The following is a 24,222-nucleotide window of genomic DNA, read 5'->3' as shown; positions in this document are numbered from 1 at the left end:
AGCTCTTAAAACTGCCAGCTATATACCACATCTACAGCGTTTTCGGCAGCAGAGGTGGCCTCAACATAAATACGGCGCGTTAGTTGATAACGTGCTGATAGGCTGTTTTGGGCGTTAAAGACGCCGACGCCGTAGCGGATGTATAGATCAGGCGTGACGTAGCCAGTCACGTTGATATTAGTGTCTTCGCTACTGCCCGAAGCATCTACTGTTAAGCTCTGAAAACCAAATGCTTGACCTATCTGATTGGTAAAGTTGCGCGTACCACCGAGTCCAAAGTTGAGGCCAGCTGCTGCCAAATTATTGGTAACTTGCGACTTAAAGCCTTGCTCACTGATTTGAGTCGCGCTACCATTATTGATACGACCTGTAACCAAAGCATTCATTGCTTGCTGCTGGGTGAGACCTGCATCATTAAAGACGACGATGTTTGGATTTTCAGTCGTACCCGTTACTCGCACCCCTACTGTACTATCATCAATGATTTTGACCGCTTCAATGCTTAAATTTGGCTTCATGACATTGCCATTAAAACGCACTTGACCGTAGTTTAGCTCTAAGTTCTGTCCAAAAGCATCGATAGAGGTACGGCGAGCAACCTGCACTACCCCTTTAGCACGCATAACGCCTGTGCCATTTTGAGTAATATTTAAGGCGCCTGCAAGCGGAATGACCGCACCAAAGCCACGGAAATTGATATCGTCGCCTAAATCTATGCCGATATCAGCGTTAATAGACCAAGGTTTGGATACGGCTAATACTTCATCAATATTGCCGATCAAGCGTCGATCTAACACGACCACATCTTCGCTTTGGGTAATGATATCTTCACTCGCCTCTGGCGGACGAATAGTCGCAGACGGTACACTTACAGCACCTTGAATATTGACGTAACGATCTTCTGGACGCACGATAATATCAATATCTGGGTTGATCTCAGCGACCAATAACGGCGGCTGGGTGATAACTAAGCGATCACCGATAATGCTTAGTTTGGCTTGAAGCTTTTGACGCCAGTCGATCGTACCTGTCAGCGTGCCCGTTCCTGTCCCGCTGTTGAACTTGCCATCGATTGTTGCCTGCGTCCCGCGTATTTTAGCTGAGGCATTGATATTGGTTAAATTAACAGGCAAATCAAGCATAGCCACGCGACCATTTACGAGATCCACATCACCATAAAACTGCGGTTTGCTCAGCGTACCACCTAAGCCACCTGCCATAGTGATATTGCCCTCGAGTACGCGCATACCTGGGAAAAACGGTTTAAATACTGCTAAATTAAGCTCATTTAATACTAGTGCCCCAGAGATAGGTTTTGGCGTCTTATAAGGGTCAACGACTACCTCAGCATAACCGCGTGCGCCGCGACCCGTATTGATATCAGCCCGTAGCTTGATACCTTCAGGTACCGATAAAGCAATTAAAGATATGCGCTCATACGGTAGCGAAACAGGTGGTAACCCATCGTCTTGCATGAGACCAATTTTGCCGTTATCTGAATACAAAGTCGTATTAATCGTTGGTGGTTGACCACGCTGCCAGCCGATGATAGCTTTGCCATTAATTTGTGCCTGCCAATCGATGTCTTTTGGTAAAAATACTGATAATAGCGATGTATCTAGTTTTTGAAGGGCTAAATTAACCTGACCACTATCAGGCGAAGCAATCAGGTTCTCACGCAGACATAGTTTGCCCGTTTGATCCGACGCCTGCCAGCAGTGCGCGGCTAGCTGCACTTTTAGGTCGCGAGTAGTGCCGTTTTGTTCACGCGGCAAATCAACGATCAATTGCGCCGGTTGTAATTGGTTAAGCGTGGCGTATTGCGACTTGACTTGACCTTTGCCAATAGCACCCGACCATCTGAGCTGATTACGATCAAAGCCGCCTTTGATACGAGCTAATATTTGAGCTTGCTCATTGGCAATATTCAAATTGACGACATGCGCCTGCTCAGTACCGTTAAAGGTTGCATTGACCTGCTTAAAGCTTTGGCCCGCAACGTCTAAGCCCTCAGCACTAATAATAAACTGGCTTGGACTATTAGCAAGATTGACCAGTTTGCCGCGTATACGCCCCTCACGCAATATAAAACCGGGCAAGGCAATACGCTCACCGACCAGATCGACATAAATAGTAGGTAGTGCCTGTCCTGCAGGCTGCGATAAGGTCGCGCCGCCTGAGACTTTACCACTGAGCTTGTCTGAGAGCTGATCGAGGCTAGTGATATTGATCTTGGCTTGCAGCTGTTTGGCGTTGCCATTAGCGGTGAGGTAATTGTCACCCCAGCGTAGCACTAAATTGTTGGCATTTAATCTTTCGATAAGCGCGTTTACTTGCTGATATTGCGTCTCGGCGTCTTGCTTTTGTAGGCGCTCAAAGTAACTGGCGATGTCTTTGGGCAGATTAAGCTTAGCACTCAAGCTACCTTTGGCACTAAGCGGCTGACCTTTGAGTATACCACTTAGATCAATCTGATTGATATTGATAATCTGCTCGCTATCGCTCCAGCGCCCATCGGTATTGATTGTACCTGTGATGACACTCGGCGTGTCTTTTAGAAAATACCCTACATTAAAGCGATTCATGACCGCATTGATATCCCAAGCGATACCTCGGCGTACATCTACAGTACCGCTTGCGCGAATACTGCCTGCCGCGCCCACATGGCTAAAGCGCTTGATAGTAATCACTTGTGAATTGCCGCTGGCGTCTATTATTAGCTTGCCAGCAGGCAATTGCTCAGCATCAAGCACACCATCAAAATTGATAGCAAATCGTTGTAATTTACCCTCATTGTTTTGATTGGCAGGTTGCCACTGTCCGCTGGTACTCAGATCACCTGTCAAAATCGCAGGATTGTTAGGCAAAAAATAGCCCAAATCAAAATTATCAAAACGGCCTGTAACATTCCAGCCAATGTTGTTACGTAGGTCTATCATGCCTTTAGCGTTAACCGATCCCGCTTCACCAGCGTAGTTAAGTTTGCGAATGCTAATGACTTTTGGTGTACCCGCAGCATCTATAGATAATCGACCTTTAGGAACATCTTGGGTATCTATCTGTCCATCGAAACGGGCATCGAATACTGACAACTCACCACCGATCAAATCTATACTGGCATCGCCGCTGCCGCTGATACCGATACGGCGATTATCTTGTGAGGCATCAAGGGTAGCTTGCAGATCAGTGTTATTAAAGCTGATGATATGACGCTGACCTTTGACGCCGTTTTTGCTAATATTAATCAATCGACCACGAGCGCTCAATTGTCCTACTAGACGCTCAAGCGGTAGATCGCTGCGATATTGCTTGGGCAGTAGTCCATTGGTACGGGCATCTATCTGCCACGTCAGTGGACGCTGCGCGGTTGCCAGTAGTATCTGACCCTTCCCTGATAGGTCGCCGACAATGCCTTTGTAATTAACTCGATTGAGATCAATTGTATTGCCGTTTTTACGCATACGCACGTCATAGTTGCCTTTCGGTGCCGCATTGAGCTCATTAATAAAGGCATTGGCGTCAACTGAGAGCGTAGAGCCACGCACAATCACATCAGCACGTCCATACGGGCTATCGATATTGCCAATATTAGGCACATCGCGGCGCGTCAGATTCTGCCAGCTGGCATCGATATATAAAGGTGCGGCCTGCGTCGATTTAGCAGATGTCTTACCGCGAACGATATTGGCATTGACGTGCTCGCCATCGCGCTGACGCAAGTCAATATCCACCTCAAGATTGTTGCTGATGTTGCGCTGCTGAAAATGTAGTGATAATCGACCATCGAGCGTTTGCGGAGCATAAGCCTTATAGTCAGCGTACTGCTCTGGAATGGCTTGGCGAATATCAAAATTGCTGCCTGTCGCGCGTATTTTGGCATCAAAGCTGTCTTTCCAGTCCAAAATGCCTTGTAGCGTTAGACGGCCTGCTGGCACGTCTGCATCTAAGCGATCAATACGCAATTGACTATTGGCAATAATAGCGCGGCCCTTATAACGTCCTGATGGAATGTCTTTTGCGTCAAGCTCAGTATTAATACGCAGACGTATATCAGAGATGACGCCACTAGCGGTAGCGATACCGCTTTTGAGGTGAATGTTTTGCTCCTCAGCGTAAGGCAGCAAGATATCATCCCACTGCAATTTGGCTTGAAATGGCGCGTCTGGGTCTAGCCCCTGCACCACAAAGTTGCCGCTGACATCGCTATCGTTATAACGGCTACGTACGCGGCCTACGGTTCGTTTTAGGCTACCTGTTGCGGTCACATTAAGCGGGTCGATGTAGGCCTTTTCAAGCGCGCTTACCTCGACGATAGCGGACAGATCTAGCGGATAGTCGCCTTGCAGATCAATCTCGCCTTGTAGCGCATTGACTTTGACAATATCAGCATAACGCAGATCACCGCGACCAACGGTTACTAAGGTATCCACCCAAGTCAAATCACGAGCCTTAATGTCATGTAAGGTAACAGGATCTTTGGTGACTTGCTTGTAGATAATGTTTTTGATTTTTGCTTGATCAAAGCGTAGATTGACAGGCAGCTGCAAGGTTTTGTAGTCGAACGGCTCGCCCGTGGGCGGCTTATTATTGATGATCTCTATCGTTTGAATATCCGCGTCGCGTAGATGCACCTCTTTAGCAAATATAGCGCGCCAGCCTATCTTGACATAGGCTTTGTCCACGAGTATCTCAAGGTCTTCATTGGCTTTGATATCAATATCATTGACCCAGATACCATCACGCAAATTGCCACTACCATAAGTCAGCTCAATACCCGTCTCTGCACTGATTTTTTCTAACAAAAACTTGGTGCCTGATTCTGTCCCTGCCATATAAAAGAAAACGGCAAACATAATCACTAGCACAATCAAAATCAGCATCATTAATTTGATTAAAAATGACAAAGGATACCAGCGCTTTACGGCGCGAGCATCTCTTTGAGCAGGATCTTGTGAAGGGTCATTGGGCTGAGAGTTATTGGGCAACATGAAAGTCAACTGCGTTAGATAATGTCATTATTAGCACTGCTAATATACGAGTAATAACGGCTAAAGCTAAAGCGGCGAGCCGATAAAAAAGTGTAGTCTAACTGGAATACTATCCTCTGTCACGCCAGCCGCGACATCAACGCGTACGACGCCAACTGGTGACGCCCAGCGAATACCGACGCCAACGCCAACTTTGGTCTCGGTATCAAAGTTGGTGTCATAAGCATTACCGATATCGGTAAACAATGCCCCGCGAAACCCAGGTCTAAACTCATAGTTATATTCAGCACTACCGACAGCGAGGACTTGTCCGCCTGTCAGGTAGCCGTTTTTGAGGGGTGATAAGCTCTCATAATCATAACCGCGGATACTTTGATCACCGCCTGCGAAAAACCGCAGCTTATAAGGCACGCCCTCAAAATTATCCGCCCAAATATAACCGGTATTAAAGCGACCTAGCAGCTGATGCTTGTCGTCTTCACCAAAGCTATAAAGCCCGCTGACGCCAGCTTTGATAATCGCCATGTCCGTATCGCTTAGCACGTCCTCAGAGCCCGCTTCGATACTGTAATACTGACGCATACCGCGCGTGGGATTGAGCGCGTTATCAACGTCAGTTTTATTAAGACCATAACCAAACAACAAGGCCTCTTGCGTGGGTTTGGAGGAAATAAAGCGAATAGGCAAATCTTCTAAATCTGCATCGTCAACGCCCGTCTCTAATTCATCCAAGCGGTATTTGACAAAGTAGCTACGATTCCAACCATTCTCGCGGCGAATGTTACGCGCCAAAGCTGCTTTGAGCGTTCTGGTCGATAGATCAAAGTTGCCTTCACCTTGATCAATGACCTCTTCTTCGTAAGTTAAACGTGCATCTAGCTTATCATTGAGCGGATGCTTCCAAGGCCTACTACCATATATCGTTGCATTTTTAGTGATACGCGAATACTCAACCTCAGCCCCTGCTTGATAGCCTTGACGATTGATTAGGTTGTAATCTATTCTTGCGGTGGCGCGTACGCCTGTATCTGTGCCATAACCAATACCTACCTCAGCATCACGCGGTCTCTCAGATGAGACAAAGACGTATAAAGGCACCTTTTTGGTCTCAAGTACTTGCTCAGGGGTAATGCGACCCGCTAATGTTGGCGGGACAAAATTCTCATCTTCGAACACACTTTTGTCATCAGGGAAGATTTTTTCGGCGATATTACTGATTGAGTCGCTAATTTTACCTAGAATGTTCTCCGCCTTTTCTTCTTTTTCATCCAAAACCCGATCGTTTGGCAACTGGATTAGGCGCTCCGCTTTTTGTTTGATGGCTTGCAGCTTTTCGCTGGTTTGTTCATCTACTTCAAACTCAATAGGCGCAATGTCCTCTTCATCGACGGTCGCACCGCTATTGGCATTGATACTCTCAGAGCCCACGCCACTAGTACTGTTGCTGTCGTCATTGCTACCAGCGCTTAATAAGTTGTCAGCGTTGTTTACAGTATCGTTATTAACAGCATCGCTATCTACATCATCATCTAAGCTATTGTTAGTGGCAGGTGCATTATCAAAGGCTAAAGTGCTATTTTGCGTGCGTTCATCTGGCGGCAAAATAGACTCGACGTTAACGGTATTGAAATAGCGAGTCGCTGATAAATCGTTGCTAAATTTGGTAATATCAGGGCGATAGAAAGGGTCACCCTCATTAAAATTATAAAGCTTTTTGAGTAAAGACAGCTCGACGGGGAGTTTGTCAGGATCACGAGTCAAGGTGCGAGTCTCTTCATCAAAGGTAAAAAATATCACCTCATCAAACTCATAGCGCGGACCAGTATCATAGACTAGTGAAACATCAGCGCTGTTATCAGGCAAGATAATATCGACAGATTTATTTAGCCAGTATTGATCAAAGTAGCCATAAGTACTACTCAACGCCTCAAGAGCGGCTTTGCTACTTTTGTAAACGCGGTGATTAAAGATATCACCCTCTTTAGGCGGTAGCTCTGCCTCTAGCGCTTGAAATTCTGGTAGCTGGGTTCCCTCGCCGCGCACCTCAACAATACGGTTATCCACCCGTACTGGCTCTCCTAATTGCTCGATAATGACATCGATACGATCACTACTAGGCTGGCGCAAACGCAGCACCACGTCATAGTAGCCCACTGCTTTGGCTGCATCTAAAGCGGTCTGACGCAAACGGGGCAAGGCGGCGGTAAAATCGACAACAGACTGTACGGTCGTATCATCAAGCGCCGCCTTAATATTGTTAATCGGCTGAATATCTTCGTCTGCCTCAATGAGTTTGGGCGTAGCATTACTCGCCTGCAGATCATCACTACCTTGTTGCAAGTAGACTGTGGTTTCAACATGCGGTAAGCCTGAGACGCCGCCATTAAATAGACGATTAAAGGTGCGTTTAAAGAAGTTACCTGAACTGCGCGCTTTGGGTTTTTTGTCCGCTTGGACTAAGCTGTCGGTGACCGCTTGTGTCTCGGTAGCCGCCTGATAGTCTGGCAGATAGTCATCAGGATTAAGATTATTCGTTTGATCATCGATATTACCAGGCAGCTGACCTGCGCTTAGCGAATCTCTTACCTCTGTAACCGTATCATCAGCGCCTGTGACTCTATTACTGTCTTGGTTTGCAAGCGCGCGCTCAGGATTGGCGCGCTCGGTAATATCATCGCTTGCGTTGATGCGCCCGCGACTAGCAGAGTCGCTGACATTGATAGGGCGCGCCAAAATCTCGGCAGTTTTGGCGCGATCAGCGGCGCGCGCGTCTCTTTGCGAAGTATCTGGTTGTAAGGTATCTAGATTGGTCGGTGTAGGCAGGTTTGCTGCATCAAGATCGGTATCAAACCCGACAGGGGCGCGCGTACTGTCTAACGTGGCGACAGGTGCGTCAAAATCAGCGTCAAGATTGCTGCTGTCAGCATTAGCACCATTCGTCATATCCATAGGTGCATCTAGCGCAGCAAGCTCTCTTTCGATCTGCTCAGGCGTCATCATCTGATAACCCTGCTGCTGTACACTGGCCGCCTGCTCTAGTAGCGCATTAGATGTTGAAGTTGCGTCGTCGTTATTGTAGGTATTGTCGTTATTAGCAGTGGACTGATCGGCTTTATTTTGGCGCTGATACTCAGTGAATACCGACTGATCGATATCACCTTGTTCAACCTCTTGTCGCAGTCTTAGCGCCGCAAGCGCTTTATCAAGCTGCGCCTCCTCCATCGTTGCCATAGATGAGTCTGTATTAGGCTCAGTCTCAGCGGCGTACACAGGCGCGATACCAAATCCAACCAAACTGGCTGCCAAGGCACTAAAGAGTGCGGTACGAGTAAATTGGACGCGCGGGATTTTGGCGGCGTCGCTAAGCGTTGCCTTAGAGTGATGAGGCGTTGAGGGCTGATATCTTGACATGCATATTTCCTATCGCCTCACGCGGCGTACTCAATACTAACGATTAAAAAGGGGTGTTAAATTGCCAACCAATCCATTTGAGCTATGATCAAAGGCTTGTGAGTAAAACGGACAAATCATAGCGCAGTTAAATAGGCAATCATAGCATCTAGCACATGTATTTTTGGCAAAGCCTTGCTATTATACGACCTAATATCGATAAATCCTATCTTATAATTCGATAAGTTTCTGATAATATTGATATTTGTATATCGTAGCGTTGCCCAAACTTAGACCTATCAAGATAAAATCTAGCCCACCCATTTGCACAACTTCTGTAGGAACATTCATGGCCAATCAGTTTCAACTCTTCAAGCGTCGCCGCTTTAGCGCTATGTTTTTTACCCAGTTTTTGGGCGCGTTTAATGACAATGTCTTTAAGCAAGCTTTAATTTTGGTGTTGACCTACACCGCTGCTAGTCAAATCGGTGTAGAGGTCAGTATATTGAACAATTTAGCCGCTATGCTATTCATCTTACCCTACTTTTTGTTTTCAGCCTTAGCAGGACAGATCGCTGATAAGTACGAAAAATCTAAGCTGACGCGCTTAACTAAAGTTTTAGAAGTCACTATTATGTCAGTGGCGGCAATTGGCTTTGTGTTTGAGTGGTATACGCTGCTGTTTGTGGCGCTATTTTTGATGGGAACGCATTCAACGTTTTTTGGTCCGATTAAGTACGCTTATCTGCCGCAGGCCATGCGCGAGGACGAGCTAGTAGGTGCCAATGGTTTGTTTCAGATGGGTACCTCTTTGGCTATTTTGGTCGGTATGATTGTCGCAGGGTTTTTAACGCAGTTGCCGCTATCTTTATATTGGATTAGCGCCACCGTAGTAGTCGTTGCCGTCTTAGGGTATTTGGCATCACGCTCTATCCCAGAGACGCCTGCGATGCAACCTGATCTTAAGATTAACTGGAATATTTTTACCACCAGTATGGCAACGGTGCGTTATTTATACTCTTTGCCGTTCTTGTTTTTTGTGATTTTGGGTAATAGCTGGTTTTGGTTTTATGGCGCGACGTTTTTGACCCAAACGCCTGAATTTAGCAAAGTCATCTTATTCGGTGATGAGTCGGTGGTTATTTTCTTACTCACGCTGTTTTCTGTTGGTGTCGCTATTGGCTCACTACTATGTAAGCGCTTGACTGATAATCAAGTGAGTTTGCGCTTATTGCCCTTTGGCATTGCAGGTTTGAGTATCTTTGCCATTGATTTGTACTTTTCACTCTCAAGCTTAACTATCATCTCTGATGGAACGCATTTATTTGGCATCAGTGATCTGCTGAGTATTTCTGGTAGCTTACGAGTATTTGCCGATTTATTTTTCTTAGGTTTTAGTGGCGGCTTATATATTGTGCCGTTATATGCTTCTATGCAAGCTTACGCGCCAAAGAGTCACCGCGCTCGTATCGTCGGCGCTAATAATATTTTTAATGCCATCTTTATGGTCACCTCAGCTATTTTTGCGATTGTCATTTTAAACGTAGTCAAAATGTCGCTACCGCAGCTATTTTTGATGACAGGTTTGCTTAATATCGTGTTTGGGCTGTTTTTATATACTAAGCTCAACAACCACATTAAGCAGGCGGTAATACAAACGCATGATGAGCCTATGATGTAAATTTAGACAACAGTGACAACAAATATACCGTACTGATAGAATCTTTTGTGCGGATAAACTTTATTATTTGCTATAGTAGTTTGTGTTTTATCAGCATCACTGAGCTATGCTTTAGGATGCTATAAACGACTTTGTTTTTATTTTAGACATCAGGAGTTTGCTATGACATCGCGTCCCTTATCCAAAGTGGATCAATGGCTACTCGGCGTTGACAAAGCTCTACGTGCAATTGTACCGCACTCAAACCCGAGCACTCGCCCACTACCTGTAAGCGACGATACTATTCCTGAGCTGAGTATTACAGAATCGCGTCACGTAGCAGGGCTTATGCGTATCAATCACACCGGCGAAGTCTGCGCTCAGGGCTTGTATCATGGGCAAGCGTTTGCGGCAAAAGATGACGGTGTCCGAGAAGCCATGCACCAATCCGCTCTTGAAGAGATTGACCATTTGGTCTGGTGCGAGACGCGCTTAGATGAGCTTGGTAGTCATGCCAGTCTGCTGACGCCGCTGTGGTACGGTATGTCGTTTGGTCTTGGGGCGGTAGCAGGCGCGATCTCTAATGAGTTTAGCTTAGGGTTCGTTGCTGAGACTGAGGCGCAAGTGAGCGAGCATTTGCAAGATCACATTGGCAAACTGCCCACGCAAGATGTACGCTCAAGAGAGATTCTAGCGCAAATGGATATCGAAGAGCTACATCATCGCGAATTGGCACTACAAAGCGGCGGCGCGGCGCTCTCGCCTCCTGTACGTGTGACGATGCGCTGGCTGGCAAACGGTATGAAGGTCGCAGCGTATCATGTATAACTGTTGCCAATGCGCAGCTAAAGCAAGATGAATAGCGTATTAATCATAATTTTAAAGGACTAATCCCTAAAACGGAGCATCGATCTACGCTTAGCATGTATAGTGACTTGCTAAGCGTGAGAATACAACATAACTTGAAACCACAAAGGTAGTGACTAATATGAGCCAGCTGACAACTAAAACCTACAAAAACCAAGCAGTAACTTTGACTGCTATAGCCGCCTGTATGATGATGATTGGAGCACCTGCTAGCGCCGCTGAAAACAATGGCAATAATGCCAGTGCGCCGAGTGCTATTGACTCAAGCAAGCGCGTGATTCGCTTAGCGCAGCCTACGACTGCTAATGCTACTGTCAATGTTAATACCGCGCCGCTAAGCCCACAAAACAGTATCAACCAATTACCAAGAGCGGCGGCGATTCCTGTACCAGCAGAGATGGCAGGAACTACTCGCGTCTTTGAGCGCACGCCAACGAGCGCCACAGGTATCGATCTTCGTAGTGGTCAGCTCTCCAATATCCCAACGCCGCAAGTACAGCTCTCTGATATAAGCTTTGTCAAAACGGTCCTGATACCGCAGCAAATATCAGGTATCGATAAGTTGGACGTGAGCTTATTAGATGACTTCATCGAAGATGTCTCGCCTAACGCGCGTCATTATCCACCAAACTTTCCAAACCGCTCGCAGCGTCACTATACGCGTGAAAAGATCAAAGTATTAGCAGACTGGATTGAGCCTTATGCGGATAAACCAGATGCCTCTTATGACGTGCTTATCCGTGCGGCTAAGCTAAATGGTATGGGGCGTAACTTAGATTTAGGGACAGATTATGCAATACGCGGCGGTCGGTATGTAGATCGTGCGATCAAAGTACAGCCAGAGAGCGGTGAAGCTAACTTTTTGTACGGTATGATGCTCTCAGAGGGCGGCGGCTTTAAAGAAGGTCAAAAGTATCTCGATCGCGCAGTTGCACTCAACTATACCGAAGCTGAGCAAAGCTTAGCACAGTCAGACTTGCTTAGTGATCGCCGTAGTCAGGCTTTAGATCGCTTGCGCAGACTTGAACAACAGATGCCCAACGACCCTATTATTCCGCAGCAGATTAAGCTCGTTGAAGACGGCAAATTCTATATCTGGGACATCCCTGCTCCTGACATCAACGTAAAACCAGCAGGCTAATGTCGCACTACTTTAGTGGTATTTAAGTTGCAACACTAAGCGTATTTGCCTTATATTGATATTGCATCAATACAAGGCAGATACGCTTTTTTAGTTTTGTCTGTATCAAGTATAATGCAAAATACTATTTCACTATAAAAATAATCATCACCTGCCATTGAGACGATATATGTCACTTGCTATTGCGATTACCTCAAACAAACCATTTTGGCTCAAGTGGTTTTTAACTCCTTTAATAGTCGCAATAGCAATACTTCCTGCTTGTAGTACAGTAACAGTCAATAAACAGGCGTCCTCTAAAACCATTGAAGCACAGCGCGGCAATATCGTCACAGACAATAAATTAAGCAGTGATACGGCCTCAACATTACTGTCAGCAGGATTAGATGAACAAGCGTGCTTACAAAATTTTGAGCTATGTCTAGCTCAGCTTAACGAGAGTATGCTCAATCAAAACTACCGTCCTGCCTTAGCAACTTACGCCGAATTGCACTATGCCAAAGCGCGCCAGCTTAGCGACTCTCAAGCTTGCCGCGATGCCCTAGCACGTCCGCCAATCGATCCCTATTTTGCCAATGCGCCTGTACCTGAAGATGAGCTAAAAATACAACAGCAAAATACCGAGCAGTGCTTGACTGATTACCAAAAACGTCTGTTTGATGCGATCAAAACCAGCTATACCTATCTGTTTTTTGACAGCCTAGAGCATGACTTTAGCGATGATAGCGCGGCGGCTAATCGCAATAAAGACACAATGCGCGCGCCAAACCGCATTCCAAATGATACCGATATTCAAACTCAAGACATCTATAACGCGGCCAGCAACGATATTATTACCCAGTTATATAAGTCCTCCGATAACCCTAATAAGATGACTGACGGTACGCGCGTGACTTATCTACCGACCAAAATTACCGATGATGATACCTCAAAACAAGCCGCTATCGCTAACCTTGCACCAATAAAAGGCAAGCTCACTGATCAGATTAAAGTGATGAAAGTAGACGTTGATGATTATCATCTCGATATCTATCTGCCTAATGAGAGCAACTATCTAAAAAATGCCCGCGAGCAGACCTCAGCCTTGGCAGACTTAGTGTCAACTTATGAGATACGCCTGTCCGGTATGAACTCAATCAGTAAGCGCTCAGGCTTGGGTATTAGCCTTGTAGCGTCATTGGATGATCGTTATACCACCACTATTCGTGATTTACTCAAAGCCTCAATATCAGGAAGACTGACCGATGATAGCGCTCAAGCTGATAGCAAGGATAGCCCACCAAGCTCGCGCATTTATCCTACAGGTCATCTGCTCTTAACGGGACTGATTAAGCCTGCTGGCGACAGCGTGCTTGACGCTCTAAGTAGTCGTCAGCTCGATATCCATCTGTACAACCCATATCGCAGCGAGAGCGTCAATATCTTAAATGATGACTATCCTTTGGCGGCGAACTTCTCTGCAGGGTACGGGATGTGGCTTGCTGAAAACCAGCTCGATGGCGTAGGTTATCTCAATCTTATTACGCGCCAGCCAGATGCGCGTTTGCCCAAACTGTTCATGCTTGAGCCTTATGATCCTGATAAGCGCGTGATTATTATGCTCCATGGTCTTGCCTCAAGCCCTGCTACTTGGGTCAATTTAACCAATGATATTTTGAACGATGCTCTGCTGCGTGATAACTACCAAGTTTGGCAGATATTTTATCCAACCAACTTGCCTATTATAGAAAACCGCTACCAAATACAGCGTCTAATCAATAGCACTTATGAGCAAACCGATCCTAAAGGACAAAATCGCGCGAGCAAAAACAGTGTGATTGTCAGTCATAGTATGGGCGCGCTTATCGCTCGCATGATGCTCTCAGACGACAACTTGGTCGATGACTTAGATCGACTCGATGATCAAAACCAGCTCACATTTAGCGAAAAAAATAAAATACGTGAGGCGCTCAAACAGTCCTTTGGTGAAGAGCAGTTAAAAGAGCGCTTTGAGCTGCATGCTTTGCCGCAAGTTGACACTGCCGTATTTTTGTCTGCGCCCTTTCGCGGTACCGACTACGCGGATCGCTGGTTTACTCGCGCGCTGCGCCGTATTGTCTATTTGCCCGTCGGACTTGTCAAAACGGTCACTGAAAACTTAGCTACGATCGCAACCCAAGGTGATTTGGCACAGAATCCTTTAGGCGCGCTATATTTGCAAAATGGTGCCAGTCAGCTCAGTGATCAATCCTCTTTTATTCAGTTAACCAAAGACATCAAAATCAATGATCGCGTCACTTACCATTCCATTATAGCCAGCAATGACTCCGACATTACTCAAGGGCTTGCACAAGCGCAGCCCGATGGCGTCAAAATCGATCTATCACAGCTGCAACCTAAAGAGACAGTAACAGGTGAAGATGACGTTGTTGATAACGATGTTAATGATGCAGTAGAGGCTCTACCACTTGTTGCTGCGGTCCGTGTTGATGGCGATATTAGTCAAGCATTAACCAAAACCTTATCAGATGGCATTGTGCCTTATACCAGTGCGCATCTAGAGGGAGCTGCCTCTGAGACGATTATCAATGGTGGACATAGTATTCAGACCAGTCCGCAAACTATCTTGACCCTGCGCCGAATCTTGCATACTCAACTCGAGCAATAAGCTTAGGCGATTAAAAAAGTATTGCGTTTAAGTATATTTTAATATACGTTACTATAATATATATTAAATAATATTAAAAGTTATAAGAGGGTTATCGACGTAAAATGAGTCACTATAGCTTCAAATAATAGAAGTTTATACACTCAAAAAGGCATTTTAAGCTTATTTATGTGTGATTTTTTCAATACCTATTGTAGGTTATAAGTGACTGATAGGTGTATAACCTGCAACTTGCAGCAACTAGGGTACAAGCGCATAATAAGTGAATACAAACTTTTAATATAACTTTGATTAACAATAACTTATTAATTTATAAGGATATAAATTATTAATTTAAGTTAAGCCGTTATGGTCACCTCATTAGTCCATCCGTTTAGCTTATTCATACTCACAGCCAAATCTTAGCTATTGACCGTACTACTTGTATTTAAGCTGCGGTTAGTAACTTGGGCGTATCACGGAAGCTTGCGCTATTTTGCTCACGAATAAAGGTAAGCGCTTATGTTCGCTGCATTTATGATCGACCAAATGGACGCGCTCATGCTAGCGCGTATTCAGTTCGCTTTTGTCATCTCCTTTCATATCGTTTTTCCCGCGTTCTCTATCGGTCTTGCCAGTTGGCTGACCGTATTAGAATTTCGCTGGCTCAAAACGGGTGATCCTATTTACGCTGAAGTCTATAAACACTGGGTCAAGATATTCGCCGTGGTCTTCGGTCTTGGCGTGGTATCAGGCGTGGTAATGTCTTATCAGTTCGGTACCAACTGGGCGGTATTCTCAGACAAGGCTGGTAACGTACTAGGGCCTTTGCTTGCCTATGAGGTTCTGACCGCGTTTTTCTTAGAAGCCTCCTTCTTAGGGATTATGCTGTTTGGTTGGGGACGCGTCAGCAAGCGCATGCACTTTGCCTCGACGGCAATTGTAGCCATCGGTACGCTTATCTCAGGGTTTTGGATTTTGGCGGCTAATAGCTTTATGCAGACGCCGCAGGGCTTTATGATGGGCGCTGATGGCCTTCTCTATCCTACCAATTGGCTTGAGATTATCTTTAACCCCTCATTCCCCTATCGTTATGCACATATGATGACGGCAGCATTTTTGACCACTGCTTTTGTCATCGGCGGTATCGGTGCTTATTATCTACAGTCCAAAAAACACAAAGAGCATCGCAAGCATGGCCGCGTAATGTTAGGTATGGCGATGATTATGGCTATCTTTGTAGCGCCCGCTCAAGTGTTCATAGGCGATATGCATGGTTTGAATACTTTAGAGCATCAGCCTGCCAAAGTAGCTGCGATGGAAGGACTGTGGGAGGATGAGCGCGGCGCACCTCTAGTGCTATTTGCCATTCCTGATCAAGAAGCACAAAAAAACCACTTTGAAGTCAAAATACCTTATCTCTCAGGTCTTATTTTGACGCATTCGTTAGACGGTGAAGTCAAAGGTCTTAAGAACTGGGCACCAGAGGATCAACCCTTTGTTCCTATTGTATTTTGGTCGTTCCGAGTTATGGTCGGTATCGGTACTTTGATGGTGCTAGTTGGTCTATTTAGTCTCTATAAGTACTTTAAAAAACAGCAGTTTGATCTTGATAGCAAATGGTTCCATAGGGCTTGGATGTTTATGACGCCGATGGGCTTTATAGCACTGCTCGCGGGTTGGTTCGTCACCGAAACAGGACGTCAGCCATGGACCGTTTACGGGGTTATCCGTACTAGCGAGAGCATGTCGCCGCTGGCAGCCCAGCAAGTGGCGACGACTTTGATTGGCTTTATCGTACTCTATATCTTTGTCTTTGGCGCAGGTAGCTTTTATATTATCCGCCTGATTACTCAAGGGCCTAAGCCGTACGAGGATCCTTCTGAGGATACCTACTATGATCATTCTGTGACCGAGGCTCAAGGCCGCGCTTTGAGCGGTGATGATGCGCCTCAAGAGAACACTAAAGATAAGGATGCTGAGAACTTAGACAGTCCTGCTGACGATGTCGATGATGGAGGATTACGCTAATGTTTAACTTCGGTGATGTATTAGACTTACCCCTTATCTGGGGCGGACTTATCGCGCTATCGGTCTTTATTTATGTGCTGCTCGATGGTTTTGATTTAGGCTGCGGTATTTTGTTCCCCTTTGCAGGCTCAGACAAGAACCGTAGCCGGATGATGAACTCTATTGCGCCCTTTTGGGATGGTAATGAGACTTGGCTAGTGCTTGGTGGCGGCGGTTTGTTTGCCGCTTTCCCTGTTGCGTACGGTATTATTATGACGGGTCTTTATTTACCAGTGACCTTTATGCTCTTTGGACTCATTATGCGCGGCGTGGCCTTTGAGTTTCGCTTTAAAGCCAATACCCGTCGCCATATTTGGGATACGTTTTTCTTTGTAGGCTCAGTGATCGCTACCTTCTCGCAGGGCATTATGCTTGGCGCCTTAGTACAAGGGTTAGAGGCTAGCAACCGCTTATACACTGGCGGTCCGTTTGATTGGCTCACGCCCTTCTCCATCGTTTGCGGCTTTGCCATGATTATCGGTTATGCGCTGCTTGGGTCCACTTGGCTCATTATAAAGACCGAACATACCCTACAAGTCTGGGCGCGCAAAGTCTCAGGCTGGATGCTCTTAGCGCTTGTGGTCGCGATGATAGTCGTCACCGCCTTTATGTTCTTCTCTGATATCGACGCGCTTGAAGGCTGGTTTGGTTTCCCAGGTCTGTTATATCTTGCGCCTATGCCGATTATCGTATTGGCTTTGTTCTTTTTGATGCGTAAAGACTTAAAAACAGAACGTGAATATCGCCCCTTTTTATTGACGGTAGCGCTGTTTTTAATGGGTTATATTGGTGTCTGTTTTGCCATATTCCCCTATATAGTGCCTTATCAGATGACCATTTATGAGGCGGCAGCCGCCGACACCTCATTGTCATTTATGCTCATAGGCGCGGTCATCATGCTGCCAATTATCTTAAGCTACACCGCATTTGCGTACTATACGTTTAAAGGCAAATCTGATCACAATCCTATGTACTGATGTTTATGCTACAGACAACGCGTGCAGCTGACAGTATAGGGTAGTTATAAAAGAGGACGCTATTATGAAAAAACTAAGTAAAAAACAAAGCCAATGGGCCTGGTTTGTGGGCTTGTATTTGGCAGGGTTTTTGGTCATCTTTACTATTGCGCAGCTGATTAAGCTGGCAATGGGAGTTTAAAATCTACTAGTGACAAAAAACGCAGTCTTGATTATCAAGGCTGCGTTTTTTTATGTTTACCTGCTGCGTGACGATTGCTTGTTAGTCTTAGAATAAGCTAGCCCTGCGGACTTTGGGTCATTTGGCGACAATATCCTGCCAAGTTCTCAGGCAAATCCTCTGGACAGACGCCGCACTGCTGATTGCCAGGTACCGCATGATCGATAAATTTAGGATACGGCAGGTTTAGATTATTCATGATGACTCTGAACTCTTCGATCGTCGTATCGCCACCAAGCCTTGGATTACGCTTTTTTTCTTGCGCAATTGAAGATACAAACCTCTCTTGGTAATCATGAGCAGGATAAACGAGTGTCTCATCAGGTAAAGAAAACAGTTTGTCTCTCACAGAGTGATATAGGGCGTCTGAATCCCCATTTTGAAAATCAGTGCGGCCGCAGCCTTCGATAAGCAGGGCATCTCCTGTAAATACGCGTCCATCATACAGATAAGCAAAATGTCCAGCGGTGTGCCCTGGCGTATGCAAAGGATGCAAAGTGATACCGTCAAGCTCAAAGGGAATGCCGTCCTCCAAGCCAATATCTGCGCACGCCAGTCGATCATAAGCAGGCGCTGCAATCTGACTACCCACCTCACGCTTCATCTCCAACGCTGCTGTAATATGATCAGCATGGATATGCGTATCAATGGTATAAGCTAGACTCAAGCCAAGTTTGTGCAGCTCAGCGAGGTCGCGATCCATCGTCGCAATGACCGGATCAATCAATACCGCTTGCCCGGTACTCGTGTCCCCTATCAAATAGGTATAAGTACTAGAGAGGGGTTCATACAGTTGTTTAAATATCATAATCATTCCTTTTTGATGTCTAGCTTTTGATAATGCTAACCTTTGCCTAGCTGTGATTTGTACAAGGACAACGCCTCTATATTAAATAATTATATATTACATTATAGTATATAGTATTATCAAAATCTGTGTCTTGCGACAAATTTAATAATGCACGAGCGTTCTACGCCACAACGAATCTACTAAACTCTAAATCATAACCCTTAACAAAAAGGCTGCACTATCATAATAGCGCAGCCCTTTATCGTCATTAGTCGTCGTCGTTCAATGTACTATACTTAAGAGTCAGATCTATCCTTTATAGTATCATTTTTAAGAAACTCATTGATTTGCGTTAAACGCTCAGGGGTGCCGACATCTATCCAATTGTCTTTGATAACCTCTGCTGTGACCTGAAACTTTAGCATGGCCTGCCTAAGTAGTGGCGCAAGGGCGGCAGGTTGCCCTGGCACTAGGCCATCAACCACTCTTGGCGACATGACACTGATTCCAGCAAAGGTGTATTTGTCCGCGTCCCCTATCGGCTGCTCGCTCGCCAGACCATTATTAATAGCAAAATCACCGCCATTATTGTGCTCAGGATTATCTATGAGTATCAAATGTGCTTTTTGGTCACTGCCAAGCTCATAGTCTTTTAACGGGCCAAAATCATAAGTCGTCCATACATCGGAGTTGACTAAGATAAAGGGCGCGTCTTTGAGCTTACCCGCTTGCAATGCTTGAAAAATACCGCCCGCGGTCTCTAATGGCTCCTCCTCTTCGATTGACCAATGCAATGTCACATCAAACTGCGAGCCATCGCCCAAAGTGTCCATTAACTTATCTGCAAGCCAAGAGGTATTGATTGTAATGTCAGTAATACCAGCCGCTTGCAGCGCTTTGATGTGCCAGACAATCAAAGGCTGTCCGCCGACTTCAACGAGTGGTTTTGGTGTCTCAAGCGTAAGCGGCCGCAGACGTGTCCCTTTACCTGCTGCCAAAATCATGGCTTGCGTTATTGCAGACATATCTGCTCCCTGATGTTTTGAATTTGTATGGTAAATCTAAATATACTGCTGAGAAAAACTACTTTGATAAGCGGGTAATACGGTCTCTATCATCCATGTGCTAAATGGAAGTATGACTTGCTTAATAGCATCATCGCTATGAGCGCCCAACCATTCAAGCTCAAAGAGCAAATCGCGCATGACTTTGGGGATATCCGCCAGATAACGATCTTTACCGTCGCGCTGGGAGAGACGAATAAAGATACCGAGCACCTTTAGATGACGCTGCACGCCCATAACATTTACATCGCGCTCAAACTGCTCAACACTAGCGGCTACTGGCAAACCTGCTTGCTGCTGCAGCTGCCAAAAGTCATGAATCCAGCTAGAGATTTGCGTTTCAGGCCAGTCGACATAAGCGTCACGTACCAGTGACACCAAATCATAACTATAAGCACCAATGACTGCATCTTGAAAATCAATAACGCCAAGGCCTGCTTTATCGAGCATCACATCTGACTGGTCTTGCATCAGATTACGACTGTGATAATCACGGTGCACAATCACTTGCGGCTGCATGAGTATCGCCTCAATTAGCGCTGTTTTGACATTGTGCCAAAGCGTCGCATCAAGTTGCACATCGATATAAGGGATAAACCACTCACTAAACAAATCCATCTCTCGATCCAGCATTGCCGCGTCGTAATCTGGCAATTTGTACTCATGCTTTGCAGTATCAACGGGGATTTTTTGTAAATCGATAAGCGATTGCATTGCTGACTGGTAATACAGGTTTACTTGCTCAGGCGTAGCACCCACTAATAGATGCGCAAACTCTACCGCACCGAAGTCTTGCAGCACCAAAAACCCCTTGTCAAGGTCTTGTGCAATCAAGGTTGGAACATTGACAGCAGGCGCCATAAGCTTAGCAACGGTGATAAATTGCTGCATAGCATCTTGCTCATCGGCCGAATCCATGACAATATATCGCGCGGTGATCGTATCATTCTGCAGTAGCTGTATGCGGTGATAACGACGTGCGCTGGCATCGCCTGGCAAACTATCTAAGCTATAAGGCTGATTGTCAAAAGTATGCTGTAGCCAGGTTTTAAGTTGCTGCTGGCGTGCATTATTGGCGCTGTCTGTCATGGTAGGCTCTTTTTTTAAAAGGGATATCATTAAGCTAATTAATAAGTCAAATACTTGCTAAAATAGGTGGTCATTGATAGGTATTATCAAGCGTTTTAATGCTCTTATCTAGATAATGAGCGCTAAATTGCGCTAAACAGTGTAGCTGATTTGGTTTTTTTTGACCATATCAAAGCACTTTTATAACCGATAAAACGGTCTTGCCCTGCAACATTATAATAGGCTACTTCTAAACTTTATATAGCACAGTCTGCAAAGTATGGTTATCATGATAGGCTTATTAGCATCTCGATATTCATATTTATTCGATAGGCTCGACAATCATAGGTGTGCCCTTGTTATATTCTCCGCTCTACCAAAGCATTCGTCTGATTTTATTTGGCGCCTTAGGGTTATCGAGTTTGGTTGCTACCGCGGCTGAACCAGATTCAATAGCAAACAAAGATAACGCAAGTATTGAACGTCCTAGCATTAGCAGCCGTGGGTCTGATAGCAGTGATGCAATGATTGTTGTCGATGGCGATTTTGCTGACAATACTATATATAGCAATGACGACAGCGTGCTCACTGATCTATCTCAAGACAACGATGGCATTGATAATTTTGAAATTACTCAAATAAATGACAATGTCAGCCAAGCACAGAGGACATCTACCCCTGTTGCAAGCCCCTCTCAAAGTCTTGCAAAACCCAAACCAGATAATACGCCGATTGATGTGAGCGATGAGACCATTCAAGACAGCTTGCAGCGCTTGGCGGAGTTTTATGAGCTGACGCCTGATAATAATGATAAAACGTCTATAAACTCGTCGTCTACCAGTATGGATCTAGATCCTAATACTTTAGCTGTAAACCAACAAGAGAGTAGCGAGCAAAGCGCGCGCCGACCATTGCGTCAATTAGGCACTGATCTAAAGCTGTTACCCAGCGCTATAGATAGTAGTCAGCGCTGTGAGGGGCAATGGGTCTATCCTACAAGCAATCCTAATTCTCAGCGAGTAAATAATACAGATATCAGTCAAGACCCAGACGTCGCAGATCAGACGCTCTACGCTGAGTCCGATTACGGCTATTATGATAATGTCGATTATGCCGAGCTGTCGGGCAATGTCATTATCGATCAAGGTGCGCAGCATATAGAAGCGGACAAAATCGTCTTGGATCTAACCAATAATGTGGCTGGCGCTCAAGGCAATGTGCTATTCACCGATCAGGCGACTCCTAATACGCAAACACCCAATACCCGCCTGCCAAATACTAGAAGATCTCTGACTGACGAGGCGACTAGCGGCGGACTTATTGGCGTAGCAGATAGCTTAGCCTATAATACTAACAACTCTCAAGCGACTGCTTATGGCGTTGCTTTCGCCAGCGTACCACTACAAGCACATGGTTATGCCAAGCAGTTAAACCGTCCCAATGATACCCAGTACGAGCTTGATCAAGTGATGTTTACCACTTGCCCGCCAACTGATCGCAAATGGCAATTAGAGGCGACTAGTATCGATTTGGATACAGATACAGGTCGCGGCGAAGCTTATAATACGACCTTTAGGGTCGCTGACATTCCCGTATTCTACTTGCCTTATTTTAACTTCCCTATAGATAGCAGGCGCAGTAGCGGGTTTTTGTTGCCAAGTGCTAGTATTGGTAGCGAAAGCGGTCTTGAGATTGATGTGCCTTATTATCTCAACCTATCTCCCAATTACGACGCGACGATTAACACCCACCTTTATACCAATCGTAATCCTATGCTCTCTGGCGAATTTCGCTATTTGACCGCAGACTATGGCGAGGGGATTTTTAACGGCTCATACTTGCCAAATGACAAAGAGTTCAATGGTGAGGATCGCAGTAGCTTTTTTTATGATCATTACTGGTCCTCTACGAGCATTCCGCGCCTAAATGGTGACGCTACTTATAGTTATGTGTCAGATGAAGAGTATCTCGATGATTTTGATACTTTAGGACTATCGGATAATACCTTGAACTTACCGCGCCGCGCCCGCTTAAATTACTACAATGACTATGTTAATGGCGAAGTTAAAGTTGAGACCTTTCAGACTTTAGATGCGTTCAATAGTAATGGTGAACCGTTACAGGACAAAGACAAGCCCTATTCGCGCCTGCCACAGTTATCGCTCAATTACAGGCTGCCTTGGGCTGAGAATTTTGACATCACTGGGGTTCACGATTCTGCTTACTTCAAAAAATCTATCGATGATGGCTCTGAAAATGAAAAAAGTGGCGTGCGCCTTTATAACAAATTGAGCGCCGCTTATCCTATGCAAAAACCTTGGGGTTATATCAAGCCCAAACTTAGCTTGCAGCATCTATATACCTCATACGATGAGGACAGCCTAGATGACAACGATCTGACTGATGAAGAAGGCCGTCAGTCGGTATTTGTGCCGCAGGCAAGTATCGATGCTGGGTTAAATTTTTATCAAGCCGGCTCTCCCTTTGGCGCATTTGACGACACGATGGGCGGCTATCAGCTCTTAAGTCCTAGACTTAAATACACCTATTCTCCTTTTGAAGCTCAGAACGACATTCCTAACTTTAATACTCGTATCGCCTCTATCAACTATGAGCAGCTGTTTTCAGATAGCTGGTTTTTGGGACAAGATCGCTTGCAAGATTTGCATGCCATTACCCCAGGCGTCAATTATCGTTACATCGATGCAACGGGTGTGACACGTTTTGATGGTAGCATTGCAGAGCAGTTTTATATCGATGATGGCCGCGTTACTTTAGATAATGAGACGTCCCTTTTTAACGCCTCATCATCAGGACTGGTCTGGAATACCAGCGCTCAGCCTTACAATAATGTTTGGGTCGATGTGAGCGGCGCACTAACTAGCGACTATGATCTTAATTACTTTACCACTGAGCTACGTTTTCAGCCCTCAAACAATAGCTTGTTCAATATTGGCTATGTAAAGCGCCAGCGTGATGATAATACCGATCAGCTGCCCCTATCGGCATTCACAGCATCAGCTATCTTTCCTGTGAGCGATAACTGGCGCGTGCTGGCACAAGGACAATACGACTATCGCCGTGATAAAGTTCTCGACTCTTTAATCGGTATCGATTATGAGGACTGCTGTTTTGGTTTTGCGGTTTATGGTCGTCGTTATTATAATGACTTAAACATTACCGACAAACCTACGCAAGCGGTGATGGCTGAGGTTAGACTCAATGGCTTAGGCAGCAGTAGCGGACGCCTGACTCGCCTGCTCTCTGAAAAGGTATTGGGTTTTGAGCCAGTAGAAAATGCTTGGAAGGATTAATATATATTTATAGCCTGTTTATATATGCAGCACTGATCTGATGCAAC

The 24,222-nt window shown here is 45.5% G+C and carries 13 protein-coding genes; 8 read left to right on the top strand and 5 right to left on the bottom strand.

Annotation, left to right across the window (positions count from 1 at the left end):
- Nucleotides 1-5 precede the first annotated feature (5 nt).
- Complete coding sequence (locus ACR64J_RS04515; RefSeq protein WP_435950685.1) at nt 6-4,988, bottom strand: translocation/assembly module TamB domain-containing protein; 4,983 nt, start codon at nt 4,986-4,988, stop codon at nt 6-8.
- A gap of 66 nt (nt 4,989-5,054) precedes the next feature.
- Complete coding sequence (locus ACR64J_RS04510; protein WP_435950683.1) at nt 5,055-8,399, bottom strand: autotransporter assembly complex protein TamA; 3,345 nt, start codon at nt 8,397-8,399, stop codon at nt 5,055-5,057.
- Nucleotides 8,400-8,727: 328 nt separating this feature from the next.
- Here ACR64J_RS04510 and ACR64J_RS04505 point away from each other — a divergent pair, with 328 nt between their 5' ends.
- The 7 genes from ACR64J_RS04505 (at nt 8,728) to ACR64J_RS04475 (ending at nt 17,900) form a co-directional block, all read left to right on the top strand.
- Nucleotides 8,728-10,059 (top strand): MFS transporter, encoded by a 1,332-nt coding sequence (locus ACR64J_RS04505; RefSeq protein WP_435950681.1) that lies wholly within the window; start codon nt 8,728-8,730, stop codon nt 10,057-10,059.
- A gap of 162 nt (nt 10,060-10,221) precedes the next feature.
- Nucleotides 10,222-10,866, top strand: a complete 645-nt coding sequence (coq7, locus tag ACR64J_RS04500) for a 2-polyprenyl-3-methyl-6-methoxy-1,4-benzoquinone monooxygenase (protein ID WP_435950679.1) — start codon at nt 10,222-10,224, stop codon at nt 10,864-10,866.
- Between the two features lie 160 nt (nt 10,867-11,026).
- Entirely contained in the window at nt 11,027-12,046 is a 1,020-nt protein-coding gene (locus ACR64J_RS04495; protein WP_435950677.1) for a tetratricopeptide repeat protein, read from the top strand.
- A 169-nt stretch (nt 12,047-12,215) separates the two neighbouring features.
- Complete coding sequence (locus ACR64J_RS04490) at nt 12,216-14,693, top strand: esterase/lipase family protein (RefSeq protein ID WP_435950675.1); 2,478 nt, start codon at nt 12,216-12,218, stop codon at nt 14,691-14,693.
- A 501-nt stretch (nt 14,694-15,194) separates the two neighbouring features.
- Nucleotides 15,195-16,703 carry a cytochrome ubiquinol oxidase subunit I gene (locus tag ACR64J_RS04485; RefSeq protein ID WP_435950673.1) on the top strand — a complete coding sequence of 503 codons (1,509 nt, stop codon included), beginning with the start codon at nt 15,195-15,197 and terminating at the stop codon, nt 16,701-16,703.
- On the top strand, nt 16,703-17,719 hold the full coding sequence (gene cydB / locus ACR64J_RS04480) for a cytochrome d ubiquinol oxidase subunit II (protein WP_317199707.1): 1,017 nt from the start codon (nt 16,703-16,705) through the stop codon (nt 17,717-17,719). Before ACR64J_RS04485 ends, cydB begins: the two co-directional genes overlap by 1 nt.
- A 64-nt stretch (nt 17,720-17,783) precedes the next feature.
- Nucleotides 17,784-17,900, top strand: a complete 117-nt coding sequence (locus tag ACR64J_RS04475; protein WP_317199706.1) for a DUF2474 domain-containing protein — start codon at nt 17,784-17,786, stop codon at nt 17,898-17,900.
- A 97-nt stretch (nt 17,901-17,997) separates the two neighbouring features.
- Here the strand turns inward: ACR64J_RS04475 and ACR64J_RS04470 are convergent, their stop codons facing one another.
- From ACR64J_RS04470 to ACR64J_RS04460, 3 genes are all read right to left on the bottom strand, one after another.
- Entirely contained in the window at nt 17,998-18,747 is a 750-nt protein-coding gene (locus ACR64J_RS04470) for an MBL fold metallo-hydrolase (RefSeq protein WP_435950670.1), read from the bottom strand.
- A gap of 278 nt (nt 18,748-19,025) precedes the next feature.
- Nucleotides 19,026-19,754: an N-acetylmuramate alpha-1-phosphate uridylyltransferase MurU gene (murU, locus tag ACR64J_RS04465; RefSeq protein WP_435950668.1), complete on the bottom strand. Its 729-nt coding sequence runs from the start codon at nt 19,752-19,754 to the stop codon at nt 19,026-19,028.
- A 36-nt stretch (nt 19,755-19,790) separates the two neighbouring features.
- Complete coding sequence (locus ACR64J_RS04460) at nt 19,791-20,882, bottom strand: aminoglycoside phosphotransferase family protein (RefSeq protein ID WP_435950666.1); 1,092 nt, start codon at nt 20,880-20,882, stop codon at nt 19,791-19,793.
- Nucleotides 20,883-21,217: 335 nt separating this feature from the next.
- Here ACR64J_RS04460 and ACR64J_RS04455 point away from each other — a divergent pair, with 335 nt between their 5' ends.
- Entirely contained in the window at nt 21,218-24,175 is a 2,958-nt protein-coding gene (locus ACR64J_RS04455) for an LPS-assembly protein LptD (protein ID WP_435950664.1), read from the top strand.
- Nucleotides 24,176-24,222: the final 47 nt, after the last annotated feature.

Source organism: Psychrobacter sp. DM8, assembly GCF_051307025.1.
In the GTDB taxonomy this organism is placed as follows: Bacteria; Pseudomonadota; Gammaproteobacteria; order Pseudomonadales; family Moraxellaceae; genus Psychrobacter.
The sequence above is the reverse complement of the archived record's forward strand: the minus strand, read 5'-3'. Positions and strand labels throughout refer to the sequence as shown.

What these genes read in the sequence shown, in the direction of transcription:
- ACR64J_RS04515 (WP_435950685.1), bottom strand. Translation starts at nt 4,988, where the DNA reads ATGTTGCCCAATAACTCTCAGCCCAATGACCCTTCACAAGATCCTGCT.
- ACR64J_RS04510 (WP_435950683.1), bottom strand. Translation starts at nt 8,399, where the DNA reads ATGTCAAGATATCAGCCCTCAACGCCTCATCACTCTAAGGCAACGCTT.
- ACR64J_RS04505 (WP_435950681.1), top strand. Translation starts at nt 8,728, where the DNA reads ATGGCCAATCAGTTTCAACTCTTCAAGCGTCGCCGCTTTAGCGCTATG.
- coq7 (WP_435950679.1), top strand. Translation starts at nt 10,222, where the DNA reads ATGACATCGCGTCCCTTATCCAAAGTGGATCAATGGCTACTCGGCGTT.
- ACR64J_RS04495 (WP_435950677.1), top strand. Translation starts at nt 11,027, where the DNA reads ATGAGCCAGCTGACAACTAAAACCTACAAAAACCAAGCAGTAACTTTG.
- ACR64J_RS04490 (WP_435950675.1), top strand. Translation starts at nt 12,216, where the DNA reads ATGTCACTTGCTATTGCGATTACCTCAAACAAACCATTTTGGCTCAAG.
- ACR64J_RS04485 (WP_435950673.1), top strand. Translation starts at nt 15,195, where the DNA reads ATGTTCGCTGCATTTATGATCGACCAAATGGACGCGCTCATGCTAGCG.
- cydB (WP_317199707.1), top strand. Translation starts at nt 16,703, where the DNA reads ATGTTTAACTTCGGTGATGTATTAGACTTACCCCTTATCTGGGGCGGA.
- ACR64J_RS04475 (WP_317199706.1), top strand. Translation starts at nt 17,784, where the DNA reads ATGAAAAAACTAAGTAAAAAACAAAGCCAATGGGCCTGGTTTGTGGGC.
- ACR64J_RS04470 (WP_435950670.1), bottom strand. Translation starts at nt 18,747, where the DNA reads ATGATATTTAAACAACTGTATGAACCCCTCTCTAGTACTTATACCTAT.
- murU (WP_435950668.1), bottom strand. Translation starts at nt 19,754, where the DNA reads ATGTCTGCAATAACGCAAGCCATGATTTTGGCAGCAGGTAAAGGGACA.
- ACR64J_RS04460 (WP_435950666.1), bottom strand. Translation starts at nt 20,882, where the DNA reads ATGACAGACAGCGCCAATAATGCACGCCAGCAGCAACTTAAAACCTGG.